General features: G+C 72.5%; 25 protein-coding genes. 6 read left to right on the top strand and 19 right to left on the bottom strand.

The window, feature by feature from the left end:
* Window positions 1-8: 8 nt before the first annotated feature.
* Genes tsaD through tsaB form a run of 3 tightly spaced genes read right to left on the bottom strand, consistent with a single transcriptional unit; the run spans window position 9 to window position 2,312 of the window.
* Entirely contained in the window at window positions 9-1,154 is a 1,146-nt protein-coding gene (tsaD, locus tag DXZ73_RS20040; protein WP_116212374.1) for a tRNA (adenosine(37)-N6)-threonylcarbamoyltransferase complex transferase subunit TsaD, read from the bottom strand.
* The gene (gene rimI, locus DXZ73_RS20045) at window positions 1,138-1,620 is read right to left on the bottom strand and encodes a ribosomal protein S18-alanine N-acetyltransferase (RefSeq protein ID WP_116215728.1); all 483 of its coding nucleotides are present in this window, start codon (window positions 1,618-1,620) and stop codon (window positions 1,138-1,140) included. The genes tsaD and rimI overlap by 17 nt, the downstream gene beginning before the upstream one ends.
* Before the next feature lie 23 nt (window positions 1,621-1,643).
* Complete coding sequence (tsaB, locus tag DXZ73_RS20050; RefSeq protein WP_116212376.1) at window positions 1,644-2,312, bottom strand: tRNA (adenosine(37)-N6)-threonylcarbamoyltransferase complex dimerization subunit type 1 TsaB; 669 nt, start codon at window positions 2,310-2,312, stop codon at window positions 1,644-1,646.
* Window positions 2,313-2,440: 128 nt separating this feature from the next.
* Here tsaB and DXZ73_RS20055 point away from each other — a divergent pair, with 128 nt between their 5' ends.
* On the top strand, window positions 2,441-3,022 hold the full coding sequence (locus DXZ73_RS20055; protein WP_240351424.1) for a hypothetical protein: 582 nt from the start codon (window positions 2,441-2,443) through the stop codon (window positions 3,020-3,022).
* A gap of 98 nt (window positions 3,023-3,120) precedes the next feature.
* Here DXZ73_RS20055 and tsaE read toward each other — a convergent pair whose 3' ends face one another.
* A complete protein-coding gene (tsaE, locus tag DXZ73_RS20060; protein ID WP_240351425.1) occupies window positions 3,121-3,645 on the bottom strand; it encodes a tRNA (adenosine(37)-N6)-threonylcarbamoyltransferase complex ATPase subunit type 1 TsaE in 525 nt (174 codons plus the stop codon).
* A gap of 154 nt (window positions 3,646-3,799) precedes the next feature.
* Here tsaE and DXZ73_RS20065 point away from each other — a divergent pair, with 154 nt between their 5' ends.
* A complete protein-coding gene (locus DXZ73_RS20065) occupies window positions 3,800-3,979 on the top strand; it encodes a hypothetical protein (protein ID WP_116212382.1) in 180 nt (59 codons plus the stop codon).
* A gap of 24 nt (window positions 3,980-4,003) precedes the next feature.
* Here DXZ73_RS20065 and DXZ73_RS20070 read toward each other — a convergent pair whose 3' ends face one another.
* Complete coding sequence (locus DXZ73_RS20070; RefSeq protein WP_116212384.1) at window positions 4,004-5,281, bottom strand: alpha/beta fold hydrolase; 1,278 nt, start codon at window positions 5,279-5,281, stop codon at window positions 4,004-4,006.
* Window positions 5,282-5,298: 17 nt separating this feature from the next.
* Window positions 5,299-6,516, bottom strand: a complete 1,218-nt coding sequence (gene alr, locus DXZ73_RS20075) for an alanine racemase (RefSeq protein ID WP_116212386.1) — start codon at window positions 6,514-6,516, stop codon at window positions 5,299-5,301.
* A gap of 99 nt (window positions 6,517-6,615) precedes the next feature.
* Here alr and DXZ73_RS20080 point away from each other — a divergent pair, with 99 nt between their 5' ends.
* Window positions 6,616-8,049 (top strand): NAD(P)H-hydrate dehydratase, encoded by a 1,434-nt coding sequence (locus DXZ73_RS20080; RefSeq protein ID WP_116215729.1) that lies wholly within the window; start codon window positions 6,616-6,618, stop codon window positions 8,047-8,049.
* A gap of 21 nt (window positions 8,050-8,070) precedes the next feature.
* Here the strand turns inward: DXZ73_RS20080 and DXZ73_RS20085 are convergent, their stop codons facing one another.
* From DXZ73_RS20085 to DXZ73_RS20095, 3 genes are read right to left on the bottom strand one after another with little or no spacing between them, the layout of a single operon-like run.
* Complete coding sequence (locus DXZ73_RS20085) at window positions 8,071-11,415, bottom strand: serine protease (protein ID WP_116212388.1); 3,345 nt, start codon at window positions 11,413-11,415, stop codon at window positions 8,071-8,073.
* Between the two features lie 43 nt (window positions 11,416-11,458).
* Window positions 11,459-12,100, bottom strand: coding sequence for an NAD(P)-dependent oxidoreductase (locus tag DXZ73_RS20090; RefSeq protein WP_116212390.1), 642 nt, complete (start codon window positions 12,098-12,100; stop codon window positions 11,459-11,461).
* 19 nt (window positions 12,101-12,119) lie between these two features.
* Entirely contained in the window at window positions 12,120-13,007 is an 888-nt protein-coding gene (locus DXZ73_RS20095) for an EamA family transporter (protein ID WP_240351426.1), read from the bottom strand.
* Window positions 13,008-13,109: 102 nt separating this feature from the next.
* Between DXZ73_RS20095 and DXZ73_RS20100 the strand changes: the two genes are divergently transcribed.
* Window positions 13,110-13,607, top strand: a complete 498-nt coding sequence (locus tag DXZ73_RS20100; RefSeq protein ID WP_116212394.1) for a MarR family winged helix-turn-helix transcriptional regulator — start codon at window positions 13,110-13,112, stop codon at window positions 13,605-13,607.
* A 19-nt stretch (window positions 13,608-13,626) separates the two neighbouring features.
* Here DXZ73_RS20100 and DXZ73_RS20105 read toward each other — a convergent pair whose 3' ends face one another.
* The 5 genes from DXZ73_RS20105 to DXZ73_RS20125 form a co-directional block, all read right to left on the bottom strand.
* Complete coding sequence (locus DXZ73_RS20105) at window positions 13,627-13,929, bottom strand: hypothetical protein (protein ID WP_116212396.1); 303 nt, start codon at window positions 13,927-13,929, stop codon at window positions 13,627-13,629.
* 142 nt (window positions 13,930-14,071) lie between these two features.
* A complete protein-coding gene (locus DXZ73_RS20110; protein WP_116212398.1) occupies window positions 14,072-15,256 on the bottom strand; it encodes a helix-turn-helix domain-containing protein in 1,185 nt (394 codons plus the stop codon).
* Between the two features lie 99 nt (window positions 15,257-15,355).
* On the bottom strand, window positions 15,356-15,724 hold the full coding sequence (locus DXZ73_RS20115) for a holo-ACP synthase (RefSeq protein ID WP_116212400.1): 369 nt from the start codon (window positions 15,722-15,724) through the stop codon (window positions 15,356-15,358).
* On the bottom strand, window positions 15,721-17,568 hold the full coding sequence (gene glmS / locus DXZ73_RS20120; protein WP_116212402.1) for a glutamine--fructose-6-phosphate transaminase (isomerizing): 1,848 nt from the start codon (window positions 17,566-17,568) through the stop codon (window positions 15,721-15,723). Before glmS ends, DXZ73_RS20115 begins: the two co-directional genes overlap by 4 nt.
* 89 nt (window positions 17,569-17,657) lie before the next feature.
* Complete coding sequence (locus DXZ73_RS20125; RefSeq protein ID WP_240351427.1) at window positions 17,658-17,954, bottom strand: hypothetical protein; 297 nt, start codon at window positions 17,952-17,954, stop codon at window positions 17,658-17,660.
* A gap of 183 nt (window positions 17,955-18,137) precedes the next feature.
* Between DXZ73_RS20125 and coaA the strand changes: the two genes are divergently transcribed.
* Complete coding sequence (coaA, locus tag DXZ73_RS20130) at window positions 18,138-19,130, top strand: type I pantothenate kinase (RefSeq protein WP_116212404.1); 993 nt, start codon at window positions 18,138-18,140, stop codon at window positions 19,128-19,130.
* 185 nt (window positions 19,131-19,315) lie between these two features.
* Here coaA and glmM read toward each other — a convergent pair whose 3' ends face one another.
* The 4 genes from glmM to DXZ73_RS20155 all read right to left on the bottom strand — a co-directional run bounded on the left by glmM (window position 19,316) and on the right by DXZ73_RS20155 (window position 23,780).
* Window positions 19,316-20,674, bottom strand: coding sequence for a phosphoglucosamine mutase (gene glmM / locus DXZ73_RS20140; protein ID WP_116212406.1), 1,359 nt, complete (start codon window positions 20,672-20,674; stop codon window positions 19,316-19,318).
* Window positions 20,675-20,868: 194 nt separating this feature from the next.
* A complete protein-coding gene (gene rpsI, locus DXZ73_RS20145) occupies window positions 20,869-21,384 on the bottom strand; it encodes a 30S ribosomal protein S9 (protein WP_116212408.1) in 516 nt (171 codons plus the stop codon).
* A gap of 43 nt (window positions 21,385-21,427) precedes the next feature.
* Entirely contained in the window at window positions 21,428-21,874 is a 447-nt protein-coding gene (gene rplM / locus DXZ73_RS20150) for a 50S ribosomal protein L13 (protein ID WP_116212410.1), read from the bottom strand.
* Window positions 21,875-22,160: 286 nt separating this feature from the next.
* On the bottom strand, window positions 22,161-23,780 hold the full coding sequence (locus tag DXZ73_RS20155) for an ABC-F family ATP-binding cassette domain-containing protein (protein WP_205519192.1): 1,620 nt from the start codon (window positions 23,778-23,780) through the stop codon (window positions 22,161-22,163).
* A gap of 56 nt (window positions 23,781-23,836) precedes the next feature.
* Here DXZ73_RS20155 and DXZ73_RS20160 point away from each other — a divergent pair, with 56 nt between their 5' ends.
* Entirely contained in the window at window positions 23,837-24,760 is a 924-nt protein-coding gene (locus DXZ73_RS20160; protein ID WP_338059129.1) for a hypothetical protein, read from the top strand.
* 371 nt (window positions 24,761-25,131) lie between these two features.
* Here DXZ73_RS20160 and DXZ73_RS20165 read toward each other — a convergent pair whose 3' ends face one another.
* A complete protein-coding gene (locus DXZ73_RS20165; RefSeq protein ID WP_116212416.1) occupies window positions 25,132-25,935 on the bottom strand; it encodes a hypothetical protein in 804 nt (267 codons plus the stop codon).
* Window positions 25,936-25,994: the final 59 nt, after the last annotated feature.

Raw genomic sequence — 25,994 nt, forward strand, 5'->3', positions numbered from 1 at the left:
CTACCGGCTCACGACTCGTACAGGTTCTTCTTGCTCAGCTCGTGCACATGGTCGTGATCATGCGCGTGGGAGTGGGAGTGCGAGTGCCCATGAGCGCCCTCAGGCGCGGGTACGTGCGTCTCCGTCACCGGCAGCGAGGAGTCCGCCGAGAGGTCCCACGCGGAGGCGGCCCGCCCCCGCGCCACCATCTCCGAGCCCAGCGCCGCGACCATCGCGCCGTTGTCCGTGCACAGCTTCGGGCGCGGCACGCGCAGCGTGATGCCCGCGTCCTCGCAGCGGCGGGCGGCCATGGCGCGCAGCCGCGTGTTCGCGGCGACGCCGCCGCCGATCATGAGGTGGTCGACGCCGTTGTCCTTGCAGGCGCGCACGGCCTTGCGGGTCAGGACGTCCACGACCGCCTCCTGGAAGGACGCCGCCACGTCCGCGACCGGCACCTCCTCGCCCGCCGCGCGCTTGGCCTCTATCCAGCGGGCCACGGCGGTCTTGAGACCGGAGAAGGAGAAGTCGTAGATCGGGTCCCGGGAGCCGGTCAGGCCGCGCGGGAAGCGGATGGCGTCCGGGTTGCCCTCGCGCGCGTACCGGTCGATGACCGGGCCGCCGGGGAAGCCGAGGTTCAGCACGCGGGCGACCTTGTCGAACGCCTCGCCCGCCGCGTCGTCGATCGTCGAGCCCAGCGGGCGGACGTCCGAGGTGATGTCGGGCGCCAGGAGCAGCGAGGAGTGGCCGCCGGAGACCAGCAGGGCCATCGTCGGCTCGGGCAGCGCGCCGTGTTCGAGCTGGTCCACGCAGATGTGCGAGGCCAGGTGGTTCACGCCGTAAAGAGGCTTGCCGAGTGCGTACGCGTACGCCTTGGCCGCCGACACCCCGACCAGCAGCGCGCCGGCGAGGCCGGGGCCCGCGGTGACGGCGATGCCGTCCAGGTCCTTGGCGCTGACCCCCGCCTCCTTGAGCGCCCGCTCGATGGTCGGGACCATCGCCTCCAGGTGGGCGCGGCTGGCGACCTCGGGGACCACGCCGCCGAAGCGGGCGTGCTCGTCGACGCTGGAGGCGATGGCGTCCGCGAGCAGGGTGTGGCCCCGGACGATGCCCACGCCCGTCTCGTCGCAGGAGGTCTCGATGCCGAGGACGAGGGGTTCGTCAGCTCTGGGAGCCATGGGTCATTCCTTGCACTGCGGAGTTCGGATCGGAAAGGCGCATCACGAGCGCGTCGACGTTACCGGGCTGGTAGTAGCCGCGGCGGACGCCGACCGGCTCGAAGCCGAAGCGCTCGTAGAGCCGCTGGGCGCGCGTGTTGTCGACGCGCACCTCCAGGAGGACCTCACGGCACTCGAAGTCGGTCGCGGTGGTGAGCAGCTCGGCGAGCAGCCGGGCGCCGAGGCCGGTGCTCCAGTGCTCGTAGGCGACGGCGATGGTCTGTACGTCGCCGGTACCGTCGATCGCGGCGAGGCCGGCGTAGCCGACGACGTTGCCCTTGGCGTCCTCGGCGACCACGTAGCGGCGGTTGGCGCCCGCGCCGCGGGCGTGCGCCAGCTCGGACCAGAACAGGCCCTTGGACCAGGCGTCGTCCGGGAAGAGCACGCGCTCCAGCTCCAGCACCGGCCCGATGTCCCACCAGCGCATCTCGCGGATACGCACTGTCTCGGTCACTTCGGGGTGACCACCTTGTAGTTCGCGGGCACCTGCGCGTCCGGACGGCGCAGGTAGAGCGGCTGGTCCGGCAGGAACTCCCCGCCCGTCCGCAGCTTCTCCACCGCCAGCGACGCCAGCGCGCCCGCCGACTGGTGCTCGGGCATGTCGGTCCGTACGTCCGTGAACGCGTCCGGGTAGAGCACTCCGCCCGCGCCGACGACGGTCAGCCCGGCGAGCGGCTCGGTGAGGTCGGCGGGGCGGTCCACGGCGGGCTCGGTGACGCGGGTACGGGCGTCGCTGTACCGCGCCCAGTAGACCTCCTTGCGGCGGGCGTCCGTCGCCACGACGAACTCGCCCTCCAGCCCCTGCTGCCCCGCCGCGTACGCGATCCCGTCGAGCGAGCACAGCCCGTGGACGGGGACGGACAGCGCGGCACCGAAGGTGGCGGCGGTCACGATGCCGACGCGCAGGCCCGTGTACGGACCGGGGCCGACGCCGACGACGATGCCGGTCACGTCGGCCAGCACGCGGCCGGCCTCGCCGAGCACCCGGTCGACTGCGGGAAGCAGCAGCTCACCGTGCCTGCGCGCGTCCACCTGACGCGACTCGGCGATGACTTTGTCGCCGTCGTGGAGGGCGACGGTGACGGCGGGGGTTGCGGTATCAAGAGCGAGCAGCAGCACACTGACAGCCTACGGCGCGCCATGGGGCGGACGGTGCCCGCGCCTGCCCACGCGGAGGGCGCGGCGGGGGCGTACGCGGGTGCTACGGTCAGCCGCATAGCCGTACGCAGGACGAAAGGGTGCTCAGCGTGGCACGCAGCAGCTCGGGAGCCATGGTGGCCGCGCTCACCGTGGTGGCGCTGACCGGGGTCGGGTTTCTCGCCTATCAGGCGGACGCCGCGCCCGGCCGCCCGCACGCGGCCGCGCACGCCTCCCCGTCCGGCTCGGGCAAGTCCTCGCCCGGCCAGGACTCCGCGGGCAAGGACAAGCCCGCGCAGGACGCCGCCACGGCCGTCCCCGCGAACTCCGGCACCGGCAAGCGGGTCGTGTACGCGCTCGCGGCCAAGCGGGTGTGGCTGGTCGGCGCGGGCGGGCAGGCAGGCCGCTCCTTCGAGGTCGCGCCCAGCACGGTGAACCCGCTGCCGGGCGCCTACAAGGTGACCTCGCGGGCGCCCACCGGCAGCGGGTCGGACGGCGTCCCCATCGAGCACATCGTGCGCTTCCACCGCGACGCGGCCGGTGTCGTCTTCGGCTTCAGCGCGGCGGTCGACGGGTCGTCGCCGAAGCCGTCGGGCACGCAGAAGACGGGTGGCATCCGGGAGCAGCCCGCGGATGGGCGGGCGATGTGGGAGTTCGCGGTGAGCGGGGCGAGTGTGGTGGTGGTCCCCTAAGGGTCCGCCGTTCACCCTGTCGGGTTCCTTTTCCCGGCCCCGCTGCCTCTCATGTGGGGCTCCGCCCCGGACCCCTGAAACGCCGGACGGGCCGGACGCTACAGCGCGCCCAGGTCCACGTTCGCCCAGCGGTCGCCCACGCCCTCGAAGCGGACGCCGCGTACGTCGTCGGCGTGCTCGGAGAGGTCCGCGTCCGCGCCGACCGCTCGTTCGATCACCACGTGCAGGCGGTCGTCCGAGAGTTCCTCCACCTTGCCGTCGCCCCACTCGACGACAATGACCGACTCCGGCAGGGAGACGTCCAGGTCGAGGTCCTCCATCTCGTCCAGGCCGCCGTTCAGGCGGTAGGCGTCGACGTGGACGAGGGCCGGGCCGGAGCCGAGCGGCGGGTGGACGCGGGCGATCACGAACGTGGGCGAGGTGACCGCGCCGCGCACGTCCAGGCCCTCGCCCAGCCCGCGGGTCAGCGTCGTCTTGCCCGCGCCCAGCTCACCGGTGAGCAGGACCAGATCGCCGGGCCGCAGCAGCGCGGCCAGCCTGCGGCCCAAGTCCCGCATGTCCTCGGCGGACTTGACGGTGAGGTGGGCGATGTTGGCAGTGGAGATGTCATGCGGGGCGTTCATACCCGTCGATGGTACGGGGCCCGTCGCCGAACGACGCTTCATTCCGACAGGCCGTCGGCAACATGTTGCGCGGGCGGTCTCCGGCGTGGTCACATGGAAGGCAGAGACACGGTTAGGTCTACCTAACCTTGCCCAGCTGCCTCAGGAGGCACTCATGACGGCCCGAGAATCCGCCGCCGAGCCTGCGCCTGCTGCCGACCGCCGCGAGGAGCGGTCCGATGAGCGGCCCCTGTCGATGCGAGATCTGCTGGCGGCGTGCGCGGCGGCGGACGCGGTGTCCACACCTCCGAAGGCGCCCGAGCCCGAGCAGGACCGGAACCGCCCGGCGGCCTGAGCCGGGGCCGGGACAAGCCCCCGTTCAGACGCGGCGGCGCACAGCCGGGACCTGCTCGCGCGAAGCGCCCGCATCGGCCCCGGCGGCTTCCAGCAGTTCCATCAAGCAGCCGGAAACCACTTCCGGCTGCTCGAGCATCGCCATGTGCCCGACCCCGGGCAGAAGCACCAGCCGCGCGCCCGGAAGCACCTCCGCGATCGCCTCCGAGTGCGCGCTCGGAATCATCAGGTCCTTCTCGCCCCCGATGACGACGACAGGGCGGTCGGCGAACGCACAGAGCGCCTGCGCCTTGTCGTGCTCCGCGAAGACCCGGTAGAACTCGGCGACGATGTCGACCGGGGTCGCCTCCAGGAGGCGTTCCGCAAAGCGGGTGACGGCCGGGTCCACCTCGCGGGAGCCGAACGAATAGCGCCGGATGAGGCCCGCGAAGAGGTCGGCGGTGGCCCGCCGGCCGCGCTCCACCAGCTCCGGCTGCGCGGTCATCACCTTGAAGACGCCCGGCAGCACCCGGCGCACCACGCTCATGCCCGCGGCCGGCAGCCCGTACGTGTTGGCCGCGAGTCCGCCCGAGGACGTGCTGACGAAGGCCGCGCCCACGACGCGCTCGGCGATCAGCCCGGGGTACTGCGCGGCCAGCGCCATCATCGTCATGCCGCCCATGGAGTGCCCCACGAGCACCAGCGGCCCCTCGGGCGCGGCCGCGTCGATGACCGCCTTGAGGTCGCGGCCGAGCAGGTCGACGGAGACCGGAACGCTCCCGTCCAGCTGGGAGCGGCCGCGCTCCGAGCGGCCGTGGCTGCGCTGGTCCCAGAAGACCGTGCGCACGGCTCCGCGCAGGGCGGCCCGCTGGAAGTGCCAGGAGTCCTGGCCGAGGCAGTAGCCATGGCTGAAAATCACCGTGACCGGAGGGGGCGTGCGCCGCCCGAAGATCCGCTTCAGCAGCGGCTCCTGCGTATCAGCAGGGGCATCGGCGGAAGCGTCTTCCACCTCGTCGACCTCGTAGTACAGCTCCGTGCCGTCCTCGGCGACCGCCCGGCCCGGCCGGCCCCGCAGCGTTCCGTACGGGCCCATCGAGTCCAGTGCGAGCCGCGCCTTGCGGCGCACTCCGCGCCCGACGGTCAGGCGCTCCACGGCCACCCCGACCGCGGCTCCGGCGGCCACCACACCGATCGCGGCGCCGGCGACACCCGCGCCCCGCCGCCACCCGGCGGCCCCGGCCGCATCGACCGCGGCGGCACCCAGGCCCGCCACGTCGGCCACTCGGGCCACACCCGTCCCGTCGGTATTCGCGCTGTCGCTCATGCCGTGCCCCCCGTGTCCTAGCTCTCCTGCCCGATCACGTCCGTGCTCTCGTTCACGTTCTCGTTCACGTTCTCGTTCACATCGGTGCCCTCGTCCACCGTCTCACCGACGTAGACGCGAGGCACCCGGCCGGTGATGCGCGTGACGACCTCATAGGCGATGGTCCCGGTCGCCCGCGCCCAGTCCTCCGCGGTCGGCTCGCCCCGGTCGCCCGGTCCGAACAGCACCGCCTCGTCGCCCACCCGCGCGCTGTCGCCGCCCAGGTCGACCACGAACTGGTCCATGGCCACCCGGCCCGCGACCGTCCGCCACTTGCCCCCGATCAGCACGGGCCCGGTCCCGGAGGCGGCCCGCGGGATCCCGTCCGCGTAGCCGACGGGAACGAGGGCGAGAGTAGTGGCACCCGGCGTGACGTAGTGATGCCCGTATGAGACACCGTGCCCGCCCGGCACGCGCTTGACGGAGGCGAGGGACGCGGACAGCGTCATCACGGGCGTGAGGCCCAGGTCGGCGGGCGTGCCGACCTCCGGGCTCGGCGAGACACCGTAGATCGCCAGGCCGGTGCGGACGAGATCGAAGTGGCTCTCCGGGAGCGTGAGGGTCGCCGGGGAGTTGGCTATGTGCCGCACCTCCGGCTCGATGCCCTGCCGCTCGGCATAGCCCACCGCGTCCTTGAAGACCCGCAGCTGCGCCTGGATGGACGGGTGGCCGGGCTCGTCCGCGCACGCGAAGTGCGACCACACGCCGGTGACCTTGATCAGGCCCTCGTCCTCCGCGGCGCGGGCGGCGGCGATCAGTTCCGGCCAGTCGTCGGGCTGGCAGCCGCTGCGCCCGAGGCCGGTGTCGATCTTCAGCTGCACGCGGGCGGTGCGGCCGCACGCGCGGGCCGCGTCGCTCACCTCGCGCACGGCCCACAGGCCGCTCACCGACACGTCGATGTCCGCCTCGACGGCCTCCCGCCACGGCCCGCCCGGCGTCCACAGCCAGCACATCAGCCGGCCCCGGTCACCGGCAGCGCGCAGCGCGAGCGCCTCGTCCGGCGTGGCCGTACCGATCCACGCCGCGCCCGCCTCGCGCGCCGCACGGGCACAGGGGACCGCGCCGTGGCCGTACGCGTTCGCCTTGACGACAGCCATCAGCTGCGCCTTGGGCGCACGGGCCCGCAGCGTGCGTATGTTGGCCCGCAGGGCGGCCAGGTCGACCAGGGCACGGGCGCGCATCGGTGTCTCGTTCATCCCCGTCAGTCTCTCAGGTGTCCGTTTCCGTGCGCCCAGGGTGCCGGATCCGCGGCAATGCGGCGGCGTGCGGAAGGCCCGAAGGCGACACTGGGGAGCATGAGGACTGCGTACAGCGTCGAGACCGTACGGGCCGCCGAGCGCGCGCTCATGGCACAGCTCCCCCAGGGCGCCCTGATGCAGCGCGCCGCCGCCGGGCTCGCGGCCGCCTGCACGGATCTGCTGGGGCGTACGTACGGGTCGCGCGTCGCGCTGCTCGTCGGCAGCGGCGACAACGGCGGGGACGCGCTCTACGCGGGCGCCCGGCTGGCCCGCCGCGGCGCGGGCGTGACCGCCGTCCTGCTCTCCCCCGAGCGCACGCACGCGGGCGGTCTGGCCGCGCTGCGGGCCGCGGGCGGACGGATCGCCTCCGCGGAGGCCGCCGACCGGGCCGTGCGCCGTGCCGACCTCGTCATGGACGGGATCGTCGGCATCGGCGGCAAGGGCGGGCTGCGGCCGGAGGCGGAGTCGCTGATGCGGGCGGCGTACGCCGGGGGCGCGCTGATCGTCTCCGTCGACCTGCCGAGCGGTGTCGACGCGGACACCGGCGAGGTGCACGGCGCGGCCGTCCACGCGGACGCGACGGTCACCTTCGGCGCGTACAAACCCGGCCTCCTGCTCGACCCCGCCCGTGAGCACGCGGGCGCGCTGCGGCTGGTCGACATCGGCCTGCGGCTGCCGTCCGCGCCCGACGCCGAGGCGCTCCAGCACGCGGACGTCGCCTGGCTGCTGCCGCGCCCGGAGGCGGAGAGCGACAAGTACCGGCGCGGTGTCGTCGGCATCGTCGCGGGCTCGGCCCGCTACCCGGGCGCCGCGGTCCTCGCCGTGGCGGGCGCGCTGCACGGCGGCGCGGGCGCCGTGCGCTACGTCGGCCCCGCGGCGGAGGCGGTGATCGCCCGCTTCCCCGAGACGCTCGTCTCCGCGGGCCCGCCGTCGAAGGCGGGGCGGGTACAGGCGTGGGTCGTCGGCCCCGGCCTCGGTGACGGCGCGGAGGCGCGCCAGGCGCTGGAGGACGTCCTGGCCTCGGACGTCCCCGTCCTGATCGACGCGGACGGGCTCCGCCTGCTCTCCCCCGAGACCCTGCGCGCCCGCTCCGCCGGGACCGTCCTCACCCCGCACGCCGGCGAGGCCGCCGTCCTCCTCGGCCAGACCCGCGAACGCGTCGAGTCCGCCCGCCTGGTGTCCGTACGCGCCCTCGCCGAGCGGTACAGCGCGACCGCCCTGCTCAAGGGCTCCACCACGGCCGTCGCCTCCGGCCACCGCCCGGTCCGCGTCAACCCCACGGGCACCCCGTGGCTCGCGACGGCGGGCAGCGGCGACGTCCTCTCGGGCCTGACGGGCGCCCTCCTGGCCGCGGGCCTGACGGGCTACGACGCGGCCTCGACAGGCGCCTACCTCCACGGCCTCGCGGCCCGCTCCCTGGGCCGGGCCCCGCTGACGGCATCGGCGGTGGCGGAGGCGCTGCGGGGGGTCTGGCGGGATGTGGTGGGGTGAGGTGTTCCGGGCCCGGCGGCACTACGCATGCCGCTGGGCCGCGGACACCGTGAGTTCCGCTCCGGCCGGGAGGCAGTGCGCGTTGAGGACGGGGCCGCTGTGTTCGACGGAAACGCGGCAGGATTCCAGTCCCGCCAGATGCGCCACGTCCAGGACTTCCGTCGAGGACCCGCAGTAGAACCAGAGTTCCGTGAGACCGGGAAAAACACGCGCCAGATGAACCAGCCCGGCGAGATGGCGGGGCTCCTCGAGGAACAGCCGCTCGACCTGCGGCAGTGGCTCGGTGAAGGCCCAGGAGGTCAAGGACTCGTCCGTGACCCTCAGTTCCCGCAGCGCCGGGAGGTCTTCCAGGGCCAGGCGCCCGCGCGCGGCGGCGTCCATGCCGAAGTACGACACCGAGGTCAGCGCACGGCAGTGGCCCACGTCCCTCAGCCGCAGCTCGGCCGACGGACCCCAGCCCAGCCGGAGGTACTGGAGGCCCGGCGGCAGGGAGATCGCCGAGCCCGGACCCGGCTCCATCGGGGGCCAGTCGAGGGTGAGCACTTCGAGGCCCGCCATGTCCGACACGGCGTCGAGGTCACCGGGGCCGTGGCTCACCGCGAGGTTCAGCGTGTGGAGGGCCTCGCTGTTCACCGTGCGCAGATGGGACCACCCCTGTGATTCCACGATGCCCAGTGCCAGCAGCGGCGGGCAGGAGCTCAGCGCGCGGAGATCGATGACCTCCGGATTCGAGCGGAACGACAGCGTGTTGAGCACCGGCGTGCCCAGGTCGGCCAGATCGTCGGCGGTCAGCGCTCCGACGCACCGCACCCACGGCCGTCCGCCGAGCCTCCTGAGCGCGGATATCTGTGCCTTCGACTGCACCACGAATTCCAGGTCGTCCATTCCCTCGCCCGCATAGGCGAGTCTGGCTATCACTTCGTCCGCGTAATGCTCGGTGTCGAAGCGGTCCCACGCCCAGGCGAGCTGGGCGCGCACCCCGAGGTGCCGGTGATCGGCGTATTCGGCCAGCAAGGGAACGGCCCTGACATCCGCCACCGTCGTCGCCGCCACGACGACCGCGTGGGCGACCTCGTCCGACTTGTTGCCGAATTTCTGCAACCGCTCGCTGTCCGGCCCGGGAAGCAGGTCGAGAATGACCCGGCCCGCTCTCGCCAGTACCTTCGCCGATTGCGTGTCGCGCGGCGGGATCAACCGCAGTGCCGCGTCGGCCACCCGTCTGCGCACGGCGGGATCGAGTTCCGTCGCGTGCTCCAGGCAGGCCGCCGCCAGCAGCCGCAACCGCTGCCGGTGCGGCTCGTCCTTGGACGCCCGGTCCAGCAGCATCCCCAGCAGTTCCGCCCGCCCGCGCGGCGTCGCGTGGCCGACCGCCATGCGGAGCACGTCCTCCCACTGGTCGTCGTGCGCGTGCTCGACCAAGACGCCCCAGTCCCATTCGTCGACGGCCGCCTGGGCACCGAGATAGTCCTGGAACGTGCGGTGGATGAAGTCCAGTGTCTCCGTCGTCGGCTTCCGCAACAGGCCGCTGCGCAGCACCAGATGGTGCAGGATGCCCGCCGCGTCACCGCGCGCGGCGATCGACGGCATGTACGGCAGCGCGCCGTCGATGATCTGCACCGCCTTGTGCCACTCGATCTCGGAGCGGCTGTTGCGGATCAGCCAGTACGCGATCTTCTGCAACAGCGCCACCTGCTGCGCCTGGTCGAGATCCGGGCCGGGTATCTCGCGTTCGCGGTCCCTGCGCACGAGCAGCAGTTCCAGCGCGGCGCGGTAGAGCTCCATCCGGCCGTGCGGGAGGTTGCCGCGCCGGGAGCGGTTGAGGGCGCAGATCAGCGCGCACATCAGGGGGTTGGTGGCGAGGCGGCCGAGGTCCGGTTTGGCCACCACCGCCTTGGCGAGCGCCGCGCGGAAGGTACGGAGCTGCTCGTTCCGGTGCTGGCCCGCCGCCGTGTGCCAGCGGTCGATGAAGGCGGCGACGTCGGCACGGCTCATCGGCAGCAGCTCCAGCTCCGTGAAACCGGCGTCCGCGAGCCAGCCCTCCCGTACGGCGGAGGGGCGCGTCGTGATCACATACCGGGCGTCCGGGTAGGCGGCCAGCAGCTCCTTGATCCAGGCGAGGGTGCGGCGGCGGTCGGCCTCGGGGACCTCGTCCACGCCGTCGATCAGCAACAGGACGCTGCCCTCGGCCAGCCGCCGCGTCACCCAGCCCCGGGCGGCGGGCTGCCCGGCCAGCGGGCGGGCGGCGGTGCGCAGGAACTCCTCCGGGTCCGGCAGGTTGCCGTGCCTCACGAGCGTGCGCAGCGGGAGCGGTAGGGGCACACAGCCGCGGAAGTGGTCGAGGCCCGGTGGGAGTTCGTCCGTCGCGGTGATCGTGGTGAGCCATTGCAGCAGCGTCGTCTTGCCGGAGCCGGCGGCGCCGCGCAGGAGGACGCGGCGCTGTCCGGCGAGGGCGGCTTCGGCGCGGCGGGGAGAGGCCGCCGCGGTGTTCAGCTCCGCGATCCAGTCGGCATCCTTCACCCAGTGCGTGCTCCGCCCCAGTGGGGTGGCGGGCCGCTCCCCGCCGGTCATTTCCAGGCTCAGATACGCCGCGTCGAGCGGCCACACCTCTCCTTCTGCGTCCGACAGCGTCAACCCGACGATCGTCAACTCACCCGCCCGCTCCGCGAGATACTCCCGCAGCCGCCGCTCGAACGTCTCCTCCTCCACCTCCAAGGAAGAAGCCAGCGCACGCGACACCGGCTTGTGTCCGTGCTCCGCGCAGAGGTCCAGGAATTCCGGGTCGGACCAGATGCGGAACATGGGCGTCACCGCCAGTCGCCCGTGCCGCCAGCCGCCCGGGTCCTCGCAGACGACGCCGCACAGCAGGCCGCCCACGAAGACGGCCGCGCCGGACATCCCCGCCCACGGCGACCCGCCGTCCGCGAGCGCGGCCGGGGCGCCGTGGTCGCTGTCCAGCACATGGCGGCCGCCGAGCAGTTGGCTGCCGGGCTTGAGGGTGCCGACGAGCTGTTCGGTGTCGAGCTCGTCGTGCGCGTCCCGGGCTGCCTGCGGGAAGCCGATCGTCTGGGCGTCGCGCCAGACGCGCAGGTCGCCGACCCGGCCCCAGACCACCGGTTCGAAGGCGGCCGCTGCCTGTGGCGGCACCAGGTCCCGCTCGGCGAGGAGAAGGGCGACGTCGCCCTTGTCGTCGCCACGGGTCCAGAGCGTCCGGCAGGCCACGGGGCCGACGCCGCCGGGGACGACCGCCTGTAGGGAATCCCGCGCCACGTGGGCGGCCGTCAGCACGAGACGTGGGGCCAGCAGATAGCCGCTGCCCTGCGTCCGTCGCCCGATGACCGCCGCGATGCGTTCCCTCGCTGGATGCACGATTCACAGGCTATCCAGCGCTCCGGCCCGGCCGACAGGCCATTCAGTACGCGACCGTGAACCGCGTCCGCCGGTGCTTCGGCCGCTCCGCCTCGTCCAGCAGGGCCACCGCCAGATCCTCCATGGAGATCGCGGAGTTGCCCTCGGCGTCGACCAGGAGCTCGTCCGTGCCCAGCCGGTAGGTGCCCGTGCGTTCGCCCGGTTCCAGCAGGGCCGCCGGGCTGAGGTAGGCCCAGTCCACCGTCGTCTCCGCGCGGCAGACCGCCAGCTGTTCCGTGCCGGCCTGCGCGATGGGCCGGATGGCCGCGGGGGCGAACGCCGGGTCGTCCCGCACCACTCTGCCGCCGCCGCCCGGCACGGTCAGGCTGCCCGCGCCGCCGACGACCAGCAGCCGTACGCCGGTTCTGGCGAGCCCGGCCAGCAGGGCCCGCGTGGTGGCGGCGTGCTCGCCCTCGCGGCCGGGCGCCGGGCGGGTCGCGGTGATCACGAGGTCCTGCCCGGCGCTCAGGGCGGCCACGTCGTCGGCGTCCGCGGCGTCACCGGTCCGCGCCTCGGCCCCTGCGGGCAGATGAGGGAAGCGGGCCGGATCCCGTACGACAGCGGTCACTTCGTGGCCGCGGGAGAGTGCCTCCGCGACCACGCGGCTCCCGACGTTCCCGGCCGCTCCGAAGACGGTGATGCGCATGGCTTTGAACTCCTTTGGTTCAACGGGTGGATGAGACAGCGGCGGCGTCGTCCCGTACGGGAAGGGGCGCCGCTTCCGCGCGCGGACGGCGGCGGATCTGCGCCACGACGAGGGACGCGAGGACGACGAGCCCGCCGAGGGACTGCGCCGGGGTGAGGTCCTGGCCGAGGGCCAGCCAGCCGAGGGCCGTGGCGACGACCGGGCTGAGCAGGCCGAGGAAGGTGACGTCGGTCGGGGGCAGGGCGCGTATCCCCCGGAACCACAGGGGGTAGGCGAGGCCCGCGCCGACGACCGCGAGGTAGGCGTAACCGGCCAGGTTCTCGCCGGTCAGCGACGCCGGGGGCGGCCCCTCGACGAAGAGCGCGACCGGGAGCAGCAGCAGGCCGCCCGCGACGAGCTGCCAGCCGGTGGTCGCGAGCAGCGGCGCGGGCGAGGCCCAGCGCTTGCTGAGGACGACCCCGGTGGCCATGACGACGGCGCTGCCGAGCGCCGCCGCGAGCCCGAGTGCGTCGAGCCGCGCGTCGGCCCGGAGCACGAGCAGGCTGACGCCGGCCACGCCCGCCGCGCCGGTGATCACCGTACGGGTGGTCAGCCGCTGCCCGAGCAGTCCGGCGGCGAGAACCGCGGCCAGCAGCGGCTGGAGCGCGCCGAGGGTGGCCGCGACGCCGCCCGGCAGGCGGTAGGCGGCGACGAAGATCAGCGCGAAGAACGCGCCGATGTTGAGCGCGCCCAGCACGAGCGCCCGCCACCACCACGAGCCGCGCGGCAGGCGGCGGGTGACGGCGACGAGGGCGAGCCCGGCGGGCAGCGCGCGGATCACCCCTGCGAGGAGGGGGCGGCCGGGCGGCAGCAGCTCGGTGGTGACGAGGTAGGTGGAGCCCCAGACGGCGGGCGCCAAGGCGGTCACGAGGACGATCCCGATGCGATTGCTTAGCACTAAGCCACCGTAACGCGTTGCTTAGCGCTAAGCAATCTCTCTTAGTGGTGAGACAGTGGCTAGGCTGGGGGCGTGGCAGATCAAGTGGACCGAATCCTGGAACAGTGGGCCGCGCAGCGCCCCGAACTCGACACCTCCCCCATGGGCGTCATCGGCCGCCTCCAGCGGCTCTCCCGGCTCCTCGACACGGAGCTGCGCCGCACGTTCGCCACGCACGGCCTCGACATCGCGTCCTTCGACGTCCTCGCGACCCTGCGGCGCAGCGACCCCCCGCACCGGCTGACGCCCGCGGAGCTGATGCGGGCGTCGATGGTCACCTCGGGCGCGATCACCCAGCGCCTGGACCGCCTGGAGGCCCGCGCGCTCGTGATCCGCACCCCGAACGACTCGGACGGCCGCGGCGTGTACGTCACCCTCACCGAAGCGGGGCGCGCCTTGATCGACAAGGCGCTCCCGGACCACATCGCGACGGAGAACCGCCTGCTGTCCGCCCTGACGACCTCCCGCCGCGACGCGCTGGCGGACGAACTCCGGGTGCTGCTGGAGTCGTTGGGGGATGTGCCGCGCTGACAGCCGGGCAGGGGCCCTGTTACGGCCACGGCGTGCCCGGGGCGGGCTCGCCTCTTCCCTGGCGGCTCAGCTTGTTCGCTTCCGCCACCTTCGCGCTCAGTTCGGACGGCTGATGCGAGGCGCAGTCGCACGAGCGCAGGGGTGAGCTGGGCTTGATGTCGATCCCGTGGGCGGTGGCCCAGACGTAGACGCCGCACAGTTCACTCTGCGGGGCCGCCGCGGGGCGGGCCGTCGGCTCGGGCTCCGGCACGGCGAGTTCGGGCGTACGTGCGCCGAATCTGGCCCTCGCCCAGTGGATGGCCCGGTGGATAAGCTTCGGCATGTTGACGCTCCTAGCTGGCGTTGACCATGCCCCCGGGTCGTTCACGCGGCCGCGGGGGTCACTCACCCCCACATCGTGCCGACGCACCAGGGCCGGAACTGTCAGACGTTCCTGATAGCCCCGGCCATGGATTGACTCTCAGTCACATACCGAGCCACGCACCGAAGTTGCCGAAGGTCTCCGGCATGCGCCGCTTCGCCGACTCCAGGCCCGCGTACGTCTCCCGCACCGTCGGGTGGTAGCGCGTCTGCTGGGGCGCGACCTTCCGGGCCAGCTGCAGGTTCTTGAAGGCCGCCTCCGTACGGCCCGTCCACATCTGGGCCTGGGCGACTTCAGCGTAGTGATGCGCACGCCGGGAGGCCGGCCAGTCGTCCGGCATCACCGTGGTCTGTGCGGTCCGCACGGCCTCCGCGTGCTGGTCGAGCTCGGTGAGGACGCTCACCCGGTGGACGCCGACGTTCGCCGGGCCGAAGGACAGCCAGTGCACCTTCTCGGCCGGGCCGGTCCGCTCCGCGATGCGCTGCGCCTTGTCGAGGTGGCCGGAGGCGGTCTCCTCGTCCTTGTCGCGGCCCGCGAGGACGGCTGCCCCCAGGTGGAGTTGGCCGGTGACCACGTCACGCACCCGCCCCGGGTCCGCCTGCTCCAGTGTCGCCATGCCCAGCCGTACCAGCCGCTTGCCGGTCCGGTAGTCGCTGGCGCGCAGATAGGCGAGGGCCCGCAAGTACTGACGCATGCCTCCGAGGATCGCGTCCGAGCCGCGCTGGGCGGCCCAGTCCATGCGGTCCAGGGCGACCGTGCACAGGTCGGGGTAGCCCAGCTTCGTCGTGACGTCGTAAGCCGTGCGATAGACGCCCGCCAGCAGCCGCCACTCCTGCTCGCCCGGCGACAGGTGCGCCGCCGTCGTGACCTCGCCGATCAGGCCCGGGAGTTCGGCCGCCACCCGCTTGATGTCCGTCGCCCGGACCAGTGCGCACAACCGGTCGGCGTGCGCCGCCAGTTCCTCCGGAGGGCGCGGGATGACGTCCGGGTCGGGGCCGAGGTCGTAGACGTTCAGCGCCTCGCGGATCGGCTGGATCAGGCCGTCAAGCTGATCCTGCCGCAACTCGTCGAGATAGGGCTGGCCCGTCAGCTCCGTGACCGGCACGGACAGCGCGCGGGCCAGCGCCCCGACCACCGAAGGGCTCGCGGGCAGCGCCCCTTGCTCGACCTTCGTGAGCGTGCTGTAGGAGACATGGGACAGGTCCGCCAACTCGCGTTGGGTCAACCGCCGGACCTTACGGACGCGCGCGACACGCGCTCCGGTGTACTCGTCAAAGTGCGGGGGCATACGGTGCTCCGTTCCGACTCGTCCATCAGAACCGTACCCCCGCCCACCGACACGCGTACAAGGGACAGTTGGACCCCCGAAGCAAGCCGGGGCCCGACCTCACTTCTCCGCGATCACCACCGCCGAAGCCACCCCCGCGTCATGGCTCAGCGAGACGTGCCAGGAGCGTACGCCCAGTTCCTCCGCGCGGGCCGCGACCGTGCCCGTCACCACCAGGCGGGGCTGGCCCGTCGGTTCGGTAGTGACCTCCGCGTCCGTCCAGAGCAGATTGCCCGGGGCGCCCAGAGCCTTGGCCACCGCTTCCTTCGCGGCGAAGCGGGCCGCCAGGGAGGCGATGCCACGCCGCTCGCCGCTCGCCAGATACAGCTCGCGTTCGACGAAGAGCCGGCTCGCCATGCCCGGCGTGCGGCGCAGGGCCGCGTCGAAGCGCTCGATCTCGGCCACGTCGATGCCCACTCCGACGATCATTCGACGGTCACCGACTTCGCGAGGTTGCGCGGCTGGTCGACCTCGTTGCCGCGCGCGGTGGCGAGCTCGCAGGCGAAGACCTGGAGCGGGACGGTGGCCACAAGGGGCTGGAGCAGCACGGGAGTCGGCGGGATCTCGATGAGGTGGTCGGCGTAGGGACGTACGGCCGTGTCGCCGCGCTCGGCGATGACGATCGTGCGGGCGCCCCGGGCGCGGATCTCCTGGATGTTGGAGACGATCTTGTCGTGGATCACCGAGCGGCCGCGCGGCGAGGGGACGACCACGACGACCGGCAGGTCCCGCTCGATCAGCGCGATGGGGCCGTGCTTCAGCTCGCCGGCGGCGAAGCCCTCGGCGTGCATGTAGGCGAGCTCCTTGAGCTTCAGGGCGCCCTCCAGGGCCACGGGGTAGCCGACGTGCCTGCCGAGGAAGAGGACGGTGTTCTTGTCGGCCAGGGAGCGCGCCAGCTCCCGTACGGGCTCCATGGTCTCCAGCACCTCGTCCACCTGCGTGGCGATGGCGGACAGCTCGCGCACGACCGACCGGATCTCGTCGCCCCACTTCGTGCCGCGCACCTGGCCCAGGTACAGGGCCACCAGGTAGCAGGCGACCAGCTGGGTCAGGAACGCCTTCGTGGAGGCGACCGCGACCTCGGGCCCGGCGTGGGTGTAGAGCACGGCGTCCGACTCGCGGGGGATGGTCGAGCCGTTGGTGTTGCAGATCGCGAGCACGCGCGCGCCCTGCTCCCGCGCGTGCCGCAGGGCCATCAGGGTGTCCATGGTCTCGCCGGACTGGCTGATCGCGATCACCAGCGTGCGCTGGTCGAGGATCGGGTCGCGGTAGCGGAACTCGCTCGCGAGCTCCGTCTCGCACGGGATCCGGGTCCAGTGCTCGATGGCGTACTTCGCGATCATCCCCGCGTGGTACGCCGTGCCGCAGGCCACGATGACGACCTTGTCGACCTCGCGCAGCACGGAGGCGGGGATGCGCACCTCGTCCAGCGACAGGGTGCCCGCCGCGTCGACGCGGCCGAGCAGGGTGTCCGCGACGGCCTTCGGCTGCTCGGCGATCTCCTTGAGCATGAAGTAGTCGTAGCCGCCCTTCTCGGCGGCGGAGGCGTCCCAGTCCACGTGGTACGCGCGGACCTCCGCGGGCGCCCCGTCGAAGTCCGTGACGGTCACGCCGTCGCGGCGCAGCTCCACGACCTGGTCCTGGCCGAGCTCGATGGCGTCACGGGTGTGGGCGATGAAGGCGGCGACGTCGGAGGCGAGGAAGGACTCGCCGTCGCCGACGCCGACGACCAGCGGGGAGTTGCGGCGGGCGCCGACGACCACGTCCGGCTCGTCGGCGTGCACGGCGACCAGCGTGAACGCGCCCTCCAGCAGGCGGCACACCTGCCGCATCGACTCGGCCAGGTCGCCGCAGGAGGAGAACGCCTCGGACAGCAGGTGCGAGACGACCTCGGTGTCGGTCTCGGACGCCAGCTCGTGCCCGCGGTCGGTCAGCTCGGCACGCAGCCGGGCGAAGTTCTCGATGATGCCGTTGTGGACGACGGCGACGCGGCCCGCGTTGTCGAGGTGCGGGTGGGCGTTGGCGTCGGTGGGGCCGCCGTGGGTGGCCCAGCGGGTGTGGCCGATGCCGGTGGGGCCGGACGGCAGCGGGCGGTCCGAGAGCTCCTTCTCCAGATTGGCGAGCTTGCCGGCCTTCTTCGCCGCCGCGAGCCCGCCGTCGGCGAGCACGGCGACCCCGGCCGAGTCATAGCCGCGGTACTCCAGGCGCTTCAGCCCGGCCAATACGACGTCGAGGGCGCACTGCCCTCCCACATAGCCAACGATTCCGCACATGCGCAGCAGCGTACGGCCCAGGGGCGGGCGGGTGCCCCCAATGGCGCAACGCGGTCGCACCGGAGTGCCCGCGCGCCCCCGTACGCCCCTCAACGCCCCCGCTCGATGCGGTCGATCGCGTCCTGGACCAGTTCGAGGTACTCGACCTCCTCGCAGCGCGGCTTGCTGCCGAGCTCATAGCGGTCCAGGCAGTCGTCCAGGTCCTGGCCGAGATCCTCGTCGGGCAGCTCGGCGGCCAGCTCGCCGGAGACCAGGGCGGCGAAGTCGTCGCGCGGGACCGGCACCCCCCGTACGGCGGGGGCGGGGCGCAGACGGCGCGCGAGACGGCGCAGGAAGTGGCGCAGGGAGACCCTGACGGTGTTCCGTAGGGCGAGGAGAACGAACACGGCGTTCCTAGCGGGATGCGGTGGCCGGAGGTGGGTGGGACCGTAGTACTGACCCGCCAGTAGGTACAGGGTCTCCGCGGAACTTCACCGTCCGGCGCCGCAGGAGTCACCCAAACCCGACGAGAACACCCGCATCCACCACCCGGAAGTGAGCCGCGCGCGCCACCCGCGCACAATGGGCCCGTGCCGACCACCTCAGAGCAGCAGCAGCGCCGCCGCGCCGACTCCTCCCCGTATGTGGACCTGACCCGCACGGAGTGGAGCGCCCTGCGCGAAAACACCCCGCTGCCACTGACCGCGGAGGAGGTCGAGCGACTGCGCGGGCTCGGCGACGTCATCGACCTGGACGAGGTCCGGGACGTCTATCTGCCGCTGTCCCGGCTGCTCAACCTCTACGTCGGGGCCACGAGCCAGTTGCGGGGGACGCTCAACACGTTCCTGGGCGAGGCCGGGACCCGCGGCCACGGCTCACAGCCGGGCACGCCCTTCGTCATAGGCGTCGCGGGCAGCGTCGCGGTCGGCAAGTCGACCACCGCACGCCTCCTCCAGGCGCTGCTGGCCCGCTGGCCCGAGCACCCGCGCGTCGAGCTGGTCACCACGGACGGCTTCCTGCTGCCCAACGCGGAGCTGCACCGCCGGGGCCTGATGTCGCGGAAAGGTTTCCCCGAGTCCTACGACCGCCGCGCCCTCACCCGCTTCGTCGCCGATGTGAAGGCCGGCAAGGACGAGGTGACCGCGCCCGTCTACTCCCACCTGATCTACGACATCGTGCCCGGCGAGCGGCTGACCGTGCACCGCCCGGACATCCTGATCATCGAGGGCCTCAACGTCCTCCAGCCCGCGCTCCCGGGCAAGGACGGGCGCACGCGGGTGGGACTCGCCGACTTCTTCGACTTCAGCGTCTACGTGGACGCGCGGGCGGAGGACATCGAGCGGTGGTACTACGAGCGGTTCAAGAAGCTGCGCCTGACGGCGTTTCAGAATCCGCACTCGTTCTTCCGGCAGTACACGCAGGTGCCGGAGGAAGAGGCGCTGGATTACGCGCGGCGGAACTGGCGCACGATCAACAAGCCGAATCTGCTGGAGAATGTGGCGCCTACTCGGGGGCGCTCGAACTTGATCCTCCGGAAGGGTCCGGACCACAAGGTGCAGCGTCTGTCGCTGCGCAAGCTTTAGCCCCCACCCCGCCCCTTCCCGAACCGGGGAGACCCCGGACCCCCAGCGCCCTGCGGGCGCGTCCTCAAACGCCGGACGGGCTGATTTCAGCCCGTCCGGCGTTTGAGGACAGCGCGCGAAGCGTGCTCCGGGGTCTGGGGCGAAGCCCCAGTTTCGGGAAGGGGCGGGGCTGGGGAAGAAAAGCCTTAGCCCAGCGCCGACTTCACGACATCCGCCAGGCTCTCCGCCACCGCGCGCGCCTGCTCGATGTCCGCCGCCTCGACCATGACGCGAACGAGCGGCTCCGTGCCCGAGGAGCGGAGCAGCACACGGCCCGTGGAGCCCAGCTCCGCCTCCGCCGCGGCGACCGCCTCAGAGAGCTCCTGGGACGTCTTCACGCGCGACTTGTCGACATCCCGCACATTGATGAGGATCTGCGGCAGCCGCTCCATGACACCGGCGAGGTCGGCCAGGGACCGCCCCGTCGCCGCGACGCGAGCGGCCAGCATCAGGCCGGTGAGGGTGCCGTCGCCGGTCGTCGCGTGGTCCAGGACGATGACGTGGCCGGACTGCTCGCCGCCGAGGGCGAAGCCGTGGGCCTTCATCTCCTCCAGCACATAGCGGTCGCCGACGGCGGTCTGGACGAGGTCGACGCCCTCGCGCTCCATGGCGAGCTTGAAGCCGAGGTTGGACATCACGGTGGCGACGACGGTGTTCTTGCGCAGCGAGCCCGCCTCGCGCATCGCGAGCGCGAGGACGGCCAGGATCTGGTCGCCGTCGACCTCGTTGCCCTTGGCGTCGACGGCCAGGCAGCGGTCGGCGTCACCGTCGTGGGCGACGCCCAGGTCCGCGCCGTGCTCGACCACGGCGGCGCGCAGCTTGTCCAGGTGGGTGGAGCCGCACTCGTGGTTGATGTTGAGGCCGTCGGGCTCGGTGCCGATGGTGATCACCTCGGCGCCGGCCCGCGCGAACGCCTCGGGGGAGACACGGGCGGCCGCGCCGTGGGCGCCGTCGATGACGACCTTGAGGCCGTCCATGCGGTTGGGCAGCACACCGATGAGGTGGGCGACGTAGTTGTCGAAGCCCTGGTCGTACTCGCGGACCCGGCCGACACCGGCGCCGGTGGGCCGGTCCCAGGGCTCGCCGGAGGCGTGCGCCCGGTAGGTCTGCTCGATCCGGTCCTCCAGCTCGTCGGCGAGCTTGTGGCCGCCGCGGGCGAAGAACTTGACACCGTTGTCCGGCATGGCGTTGTGGCTGGCGGACAGCATCACGCCGAGGTCCGCGCCGAGCGCCCCGGTGAGGTACGCCACGGCCGGCGTGGGCAGCACGCCCACCCGCAGGACGTCCACGCCCGCGCTGGCGAGCCCGGCCACCACGGCGGCCTCCAGGAACTCCCCGGACGCGCGCGGGTCCCGGCCCACCACGGCCACGGGGCGGTGGCCCTCGAACGTACCCGCCTCGGCGAGCACATGCGCCGCGGCGACCGACAGGCCGAGCGCCAGCTCGGCTGTCAGATCGGCGTTGGCCACACCGCGCACACCGTCCGTACCGAAGAGTCGTCCCACTGGTGTCCTCCGAAAAAACGCGGGGGTGCGGGGCCCGGGAGGGGCCCCCGCCAAAGAAGAAAGGTGTCGAGTCCGGGACCGGAGCGTTGCGCCCGGGTACATCCAGGTATACGCCCCGTGCCGCCGATAGCCGAACGCCCCGGCGGGCACGGAGCGTGCCGCCGGGGCGTTCGAGCAGAAGCAGCAGGTGCTGTTTAGCGCTTGCTGTACTGCGGAGCCTTGCGGGCCTTCTTCAGACCGGCCTTCTTGCGCTCGACCGCACGGTCGTCGCGGCTCAGGAAGCCGGCCTTCTTCAGCGGGCCGCGGTTGTTGTCCACGTCCGCCTCGTTCAGCGCGCGGGCCACACCGAGGCGCAGGGCGCCGGCCTGGCCGGACACGCCGCCACCCGCGATGCGGGCGATGACGTCGTAGCGGTCGTCGAGCTCGAGCACCTTGAAGGGCTCGTTGACTTCCTGCTGGTGCACCTTGTTGGGGAAGTAGTCCTCAAGGGTGCGGCCGTTGATCTTCCACTTGCCGGTGCCCGGAACGATCCGGACGCGGGCGATGGCGTTCTTGCGACGACCCAGGCCGGCGGCCGGCTGCGGGTCACCGAAACGGGACGCGAGCGACTCGGAGGTGTACTCCGACTCGACGATCTCGGTCTCGGTGGTGTACTCCTCGACGCCAACCTCGTCGTCGATGACGGGGGTCTCGGCGGTGGTCTCAGCCACGATTCTCCTCAGATACTTTCTGTCTGGTCGGCGGTGGCCGGGACTAGCCCTGCTTGACCTGGGTGATCTCGAACGGAACCGGCTGCTGGGCGGCGTGCGGGTGCTCGCTGCCCGAGTAGACCTTCAGCTTCGAGAGCATCTGACGGCCGAGGGAGTTCTTGGGAACCATGCCCTTGATGGCCTTCTCGACGGCCTTCTCGGGGTTCTTGTCGAGCAGCTCGTCGTAACGAACGGCACGGAGACCACCCGGGAAGCCGGAGTGGCGGTACGCCAGCTTCTGGGTCTTCTTGTTGCCGGACAGGTGCACCTTGTCGGCGTTGATGATGATGACGAAGTCACCCATGTCCATGTGCGGGGCATACACAGGCTTGTGCTTGCCACGCAGGAGGTTGGCGGCCTGAGAGGCCAGACGGCCCAGGACAACGTCCTGCGCGTCAATGATGTGCCACTGGCGCTGGACATCGCCGGGCTTGGGGCTGAACGTACGCACGGTCGTAGCCTTCGCTTCTGAGTGTGGGTCCTGACACGTCTCTCCGGGCGGTCAACCGACACTGGCGGCGATCCGGGGACGCAACCCGAACGCGCGCCGGTCATTATCGGCCCGATGAGCAAGCGTAAGGGCCCCTCGCGTGAGAACGACCAAGCCAATACGCATAACGAACTCGTAGAGTACCGGTCGCCCACCGGCGGGGTCAAAACAACATGGTCCCACCGGCTGCCGGACCCGGCCACCCGTACGGCTCCAAGGCCCCGGAGGCGGTGCGGCGCCCGGGCGGCTACCGCTTGCGCACCACCCGCGCCTCGTCCCAGACCGGCTCCGGGACCTCCCGGACCGTGCCGTCCGAGCCGAAGACCACATAGCGGTCGAACGCGCGAGCGAACCAGCGGTCGTGTGTGACCGCGAGCACCGTGCCGTCGTAGGACTCCAGGCCGTCCTGCAGCGCCTCCGCGCTCTCCAGGTCGAGGTTGTCCGTCGGCTCGTCCAGCAGGAGGGCCGTCGTCCCGGCCAGCTCCAGCAGCAGGATCTGGAAGCGCGCCTGCTGCCCGCCCGACAGCTTCTCGAAGGCCTGGTCGCCCTGCTTCTCCAGCTCGTACCGGCGCAGCACGGACATCGCCCCGCCCCGGTCCTTCGCGTGCTCGGTCCACAGGATGTCGACGAGCGTGCGCCCCAGCAGCTCGGGGTGGGCGTGGGTCTGGGCGAAGTGTCCGGCCACCACGCGCGCGCCCAGCTTCCACGTGCCCGTGTGGGCCACGTCGTCACCGGCGAGCAGCCGCAGGAAGTGGGACTTGCCGGAGCCGTTCGAGCCGAGCACCGCGACCCGCTCGCCGTAGAAGACCTCCAGATCGAAGGGCTTCATCAGACCGGTGAGCTCAAGCTTCTCGCAGGTCACGGCCCGGACGCCGGTGCGCCCGCCGCGCAGCCGCATCCGGATGTCCTGCTCGCGCGGCGGCTCCGGCGGCGGACCGGCCTCCTCGAACTTCCGCAGCCGGGTCTGGGCGGCGGCATAGCGCGAGGCCATCTCGTGGCTGACCGCGGCGGCCTGCCGGAGGTTGACCACCAGCTTCTTCAGCTGGGCGTGCTTCTCGTCCCAGCGGCGGCGCAGCTCCTCGAAGCGGGCGAAGCGCTCCTTGCGGGCCTCGTGGTACGTGGCGAAGCCGCCGCCGTGCACCCACACGTCCGACCCGGCCGGGCCCGGCTCGACGCTGATGATCTTCTCGGCGGCGCGGGCGAGCAGCTCACGGTCGTGGGAGACGAAGAGGACGGTCTTCTTCGTCTCGCGCAGCCGCTCCTCCAGCCAGCGCTTGCCGGGCACGTCGAGGTAGTTGTCCGGCTCGTCGAGCAGCAGCACCTCGTCCGTGCCGCGCAGCAGCGACTCCAGGACCAGCCGCTTCTGCTCACCGCCGGAGAGGGTGCGCACCTCGCGCCACTGCGCCTTCTCGTAAGGGACGCCGAGCGCGGCCATCGTGCACATGTCCCACACGGTCTCGGCCTCGTAGCCCCGCGCCTCGGCCCAGTCGGACAGGGCCTGCGCGTATGCCATCTGCGCGGCCTCGTCGTCCCGCGTCATGATCGCGTCCTCGGCCTCGTCCACGGCCCGCGCCGCTTCCCTGATCCTCGGCTGCGCCACGGAGACCAGCAGGTCACGGACCGTACGACCGTCCCGCACCGACCCGACGAACTGCGGCATCACCCCGAGCCCGCCGGTGACCGAGACCGTGCCGCCGTGCGGCTGGAGCTCCCCGGAGATCAGCCGCAGCAGGGTCGTCTTGCCCGCGCCGTTCGCACCGACGAGGGCGACCGCGGCGCCCTCCCCGACCCGGAAGGAGACGTCACCGAGCAGCACCCGGCCGTCCGGAAGGTAGTACTCCAGGTGCGCTGCTTCGACATGTCCCATGAGTGGGATTGTCGCCGCCCGCCAGGGGTGCGACCAACCGGTTTACGATGCACGCCATGAGCTTTGGGCAGGGAGGGCCGCACGGGGCCCCGGGGGAACCCCATCGGCCGACTCCGCAGTGGGGCCCGCCCCCGCCGCCACAGCCCACCCCGCCGCCCCCGCCCTGGGGCCCCGCCTCCGGCGCCCCGCAGACCCCGGACTGGTCGGCGCTCGCCGACGACACCGCGGCCCGCGGCCGCCGCCGCAAGTGGCTCCTCCTCGGTGGCGGCGGCGCGCTCGCCGCGACCGCCGTCGCCACGGCCGTGGCCTTCGCGGTCACCGGCTCGCACGGCGGCGGCAAGCAGTCCGGCCTGCCCGCGCCCGAGAAGCTGCCCAGCTCCTCCGGCGCGCCGGAACCCTCCTTCTCCGAGAGCGCCCCGCCGCCCCCGCCGAACCCCCTCGACTTCATAGCGGGCGCCGACAAGGACAAGGCGCCCCTGAGCACGAAGACCCTCTTCCCCCACACCAAGCCGGTCCTCGACAAGCGCACGTACGAGCGGACCGCCACCGCCACCACGACGGACTGCGCCTCCGCGACCCAGGGCGCGCTCGGCTCCGTCCTCACCGACAACGGCTGCCGCCAGGTGCTGCGCGCCACGTACGTACGGGACGGGCTCGCGGTCACGGTCGGCGTCGCCGTCTTCGACGACAAGGCGGCTGCGGACAAGGCGAAGGAGCAGTTCGCGGGGAACATCGCCTCCCTCCCCGGCGACAACGACCCCGAGTTCTGCCGCGCGACGGCGTGCCGGCTGACGGCCAACGCGATCGGGCGCTACGCGTACTTCACCGTGGCGGGCTTCGCGAACGGCAAGGCGGTCGACTCCGGCGACACGGCGGCGCTGCAGGCCGGGCGCGACGTGTCGGACTACACGTTCCGCCGCATCATGTACCGGGCCCAGGCCCAGGCGGCGGACTCGGTGAGATCCCACCCCACGGCGTAGCCCCGGGTTTCTCTCCCCAGCCCCGCCCCTTCCCTCGGCGTCTGATGCTCGGCTCCGCCGAGGCCGGGGCTCCGCCCCGGACCCGTGCCCGGGTGCGGCCCGGCGGGCGCTTGTTCCCCTACCCCGCCCCTTCCCGAAACTGGGGCGCGTGCCCCAGACCCCCGGCCGCGGGCCGGTTGCCGCCTGCGGCGGGGGCGCCCTGCGGGCGCGTCCTCAAACGCCGGACGGGCTGATTCAGCCCGTCCGGCGTTTGAGGACAGCGCGCGAAGCGTGCTTCGGGGTCTGGGGCGAAGCCCCAGTTCGGGAAGGGGCGGGGTGGGGAACAAAGCCCGCCGCAGGCGCTTCGCGTCAGCCGACGCACCCGCACACGATCAGCCCGACGGATCCGCGTCCTCGTCGTCGTCCTCCCCCGGAGCGGCAGAGGTCTGGGATGACACCTCCCCCGCCATCCCCCGAAGCTTCGCCACCTGCGCACGCACAAGCTCAGAAGGAATCTCCACCCCGTCCGGATCGGAAAGGCTCGTCGCGAAGAACATCGCCAGCACGTTCCCGGACCGCACGGCAGTGATCAGACTGGGCGCGCGCTCCGCCACGTTCTCCAGGCGGAAGGCCACCGCCTCGTCCCCCAGCGACGGCGGCGACAGCGTCCGTACCGCCTCGAACTCCTGCGGCTCGCCCTCGCCCGTGCGCATCCGGAAGCCGTCCGCGCAGGCGGTGGCCGCCGTCCTCAGGGCCTGGAGGGTGTCGGCCGCGCCGTCCCCCTCGTACGCCGAGACGCGGATCATGCCCATGAGGCCCTCGAAGTCCATGTCCTCGCCCGTCTTGGCGAAGGTCCGCACCACCGTCGCGGCCGGCGCGGGCCGCAGCTGGGAGCCCAGCGCGTCGGCGAGCGGCCGGCAGGGCTCGCTGTCCGTACGGGGTCTGCCCGCGCCCGCCGCGCCCTCGCCCGCCCTCTCGATCTGGAAGCCGGGCACCTCGTGCGCGCCCAGCTCCACATGTCTCAGCCGGTCCGGGCCGAGCATCGTCACGGTGTCGAGCGCCTCCTTGCCCTCACCCCTGTCCGCACGGGACGGGGACGCCCTGCGGGGCTCGCCCGCGGCGCCGCCGTCACCGACACCACACCCGGTCACCAGCCCGAGGGCCACGACCGCGGAGACCGCCACCATCGCCTTCACACCCCCAGCGTCCCAGCGCCCGCGGGGTCCGTCCGCTCGCCACGCCCGGCGGCCCGGTT

Origin of the sequence: Streptoverticillium olivoreticuli subsp. olivoreticuli, from assembly GCF_003391135.1 — a bacterium.
Taxonomy (GTDB): Bacteria; Actinomycetota; Actinomycetes; order Streptomycetales; family Streptomycetaceae; genus Streptomyces; species Streptomyces blastmyceticus.

Coding starts and splice junctions, on each gene's coding strand:
- tsaD (WP_116212374.1), bottom strand. CDS start 1,154: ATGGCTCCCAGAGCTGACGAACCCCTCGTCCTCGGCATCGAGACCTCC.
- rimI (WP_116215728.1), bottom strand. CDS start 1,620: ATGCGCTGGTGGGACATCGGGCCGGTGCTGGAGCTGGAGCGCGTGCTC.
- tsaE (WP_240351425.1), bottom strand. CDS start 3,645: ATGAACGCCCCGCATGACATCTCCACTGCCAACATCGCCCACCTCACC.
- DXZ73_RS20065 (WP_116212382.1), top strand. CDS start 3,800: ATGACGGCCCGAGAATCCGCCGCCGAGCCTGCGCCTGCTGCCGACCGC.
- DXZ73_RS20070 (WP_116212384.1), bottom strand. CDS start 5,281: ATGAGCGACAGCGCGAATACCGACGGGACGGGTGTGGCCCGAGTGGCC.
- alr (WP_116212386.1), bottom strand. CDS start 6,516: ATGAACGAGACACCGATGCGCGCCCGTGCCCTGGTCGACCTGGCCGCC.
- DXZ73_RS20080 (WP_116215729.1), top strand. CDS start 6,616: ATGAGGACTGCGTACAGCGTCGAGACCGTACGGGCCGCCGAGCGCGCG.
- DXZ73_RS20090 (WP_116212390.1), bottom strand. CDS start 12,100: ATGCGCATCACCGTCTTCGGAGCGGCCGGGAACGTCGGGAGCCGCGTG.
- DXZ73_RS20105 (WP_116212396.1), bottom strand. CDS start 13,929: ATGCCGAAGCTTATCCACCGGGCCATCCACTGGGCGAGGGCCAGATTC.
- DXZ73_RS20110 (WP_116212398.1), bottom strand. CDS start 15,256: ATGCCCCCGCACTTTGACGAGTACACCGGAGCGCGTGTCGCGCGCGTC.
- DXZ73_RS20115 (WP_116212400.1), bottom strand. CDS start 15,724: ATGATCGTCGGAGTGGGCATCGACGTGGCCGAGATCGAGCGCTTCGAC.
- glmS (WP_116212402.1), bottom strand. CDS start 17,568: ATGTGCGGAATCGTTGGCTATGTGGGAGGGCAGTGCGCCCTCGACGTC.
- DXZ73_RS20155 (WP_205519192.1), bottom strand. CDS start 23,780: ATGGGACATGTCGAAGCAGCGCACCTGGAGTACTACCTTCCGGACGGC.
- DXZ73_RS20160 (WP_338059129.1), top strand. CDS start 23,837: ATGAGCTTTGGGCAGGGAGGGCCGCACGGGGCCCCGGGGGAACCCCAT.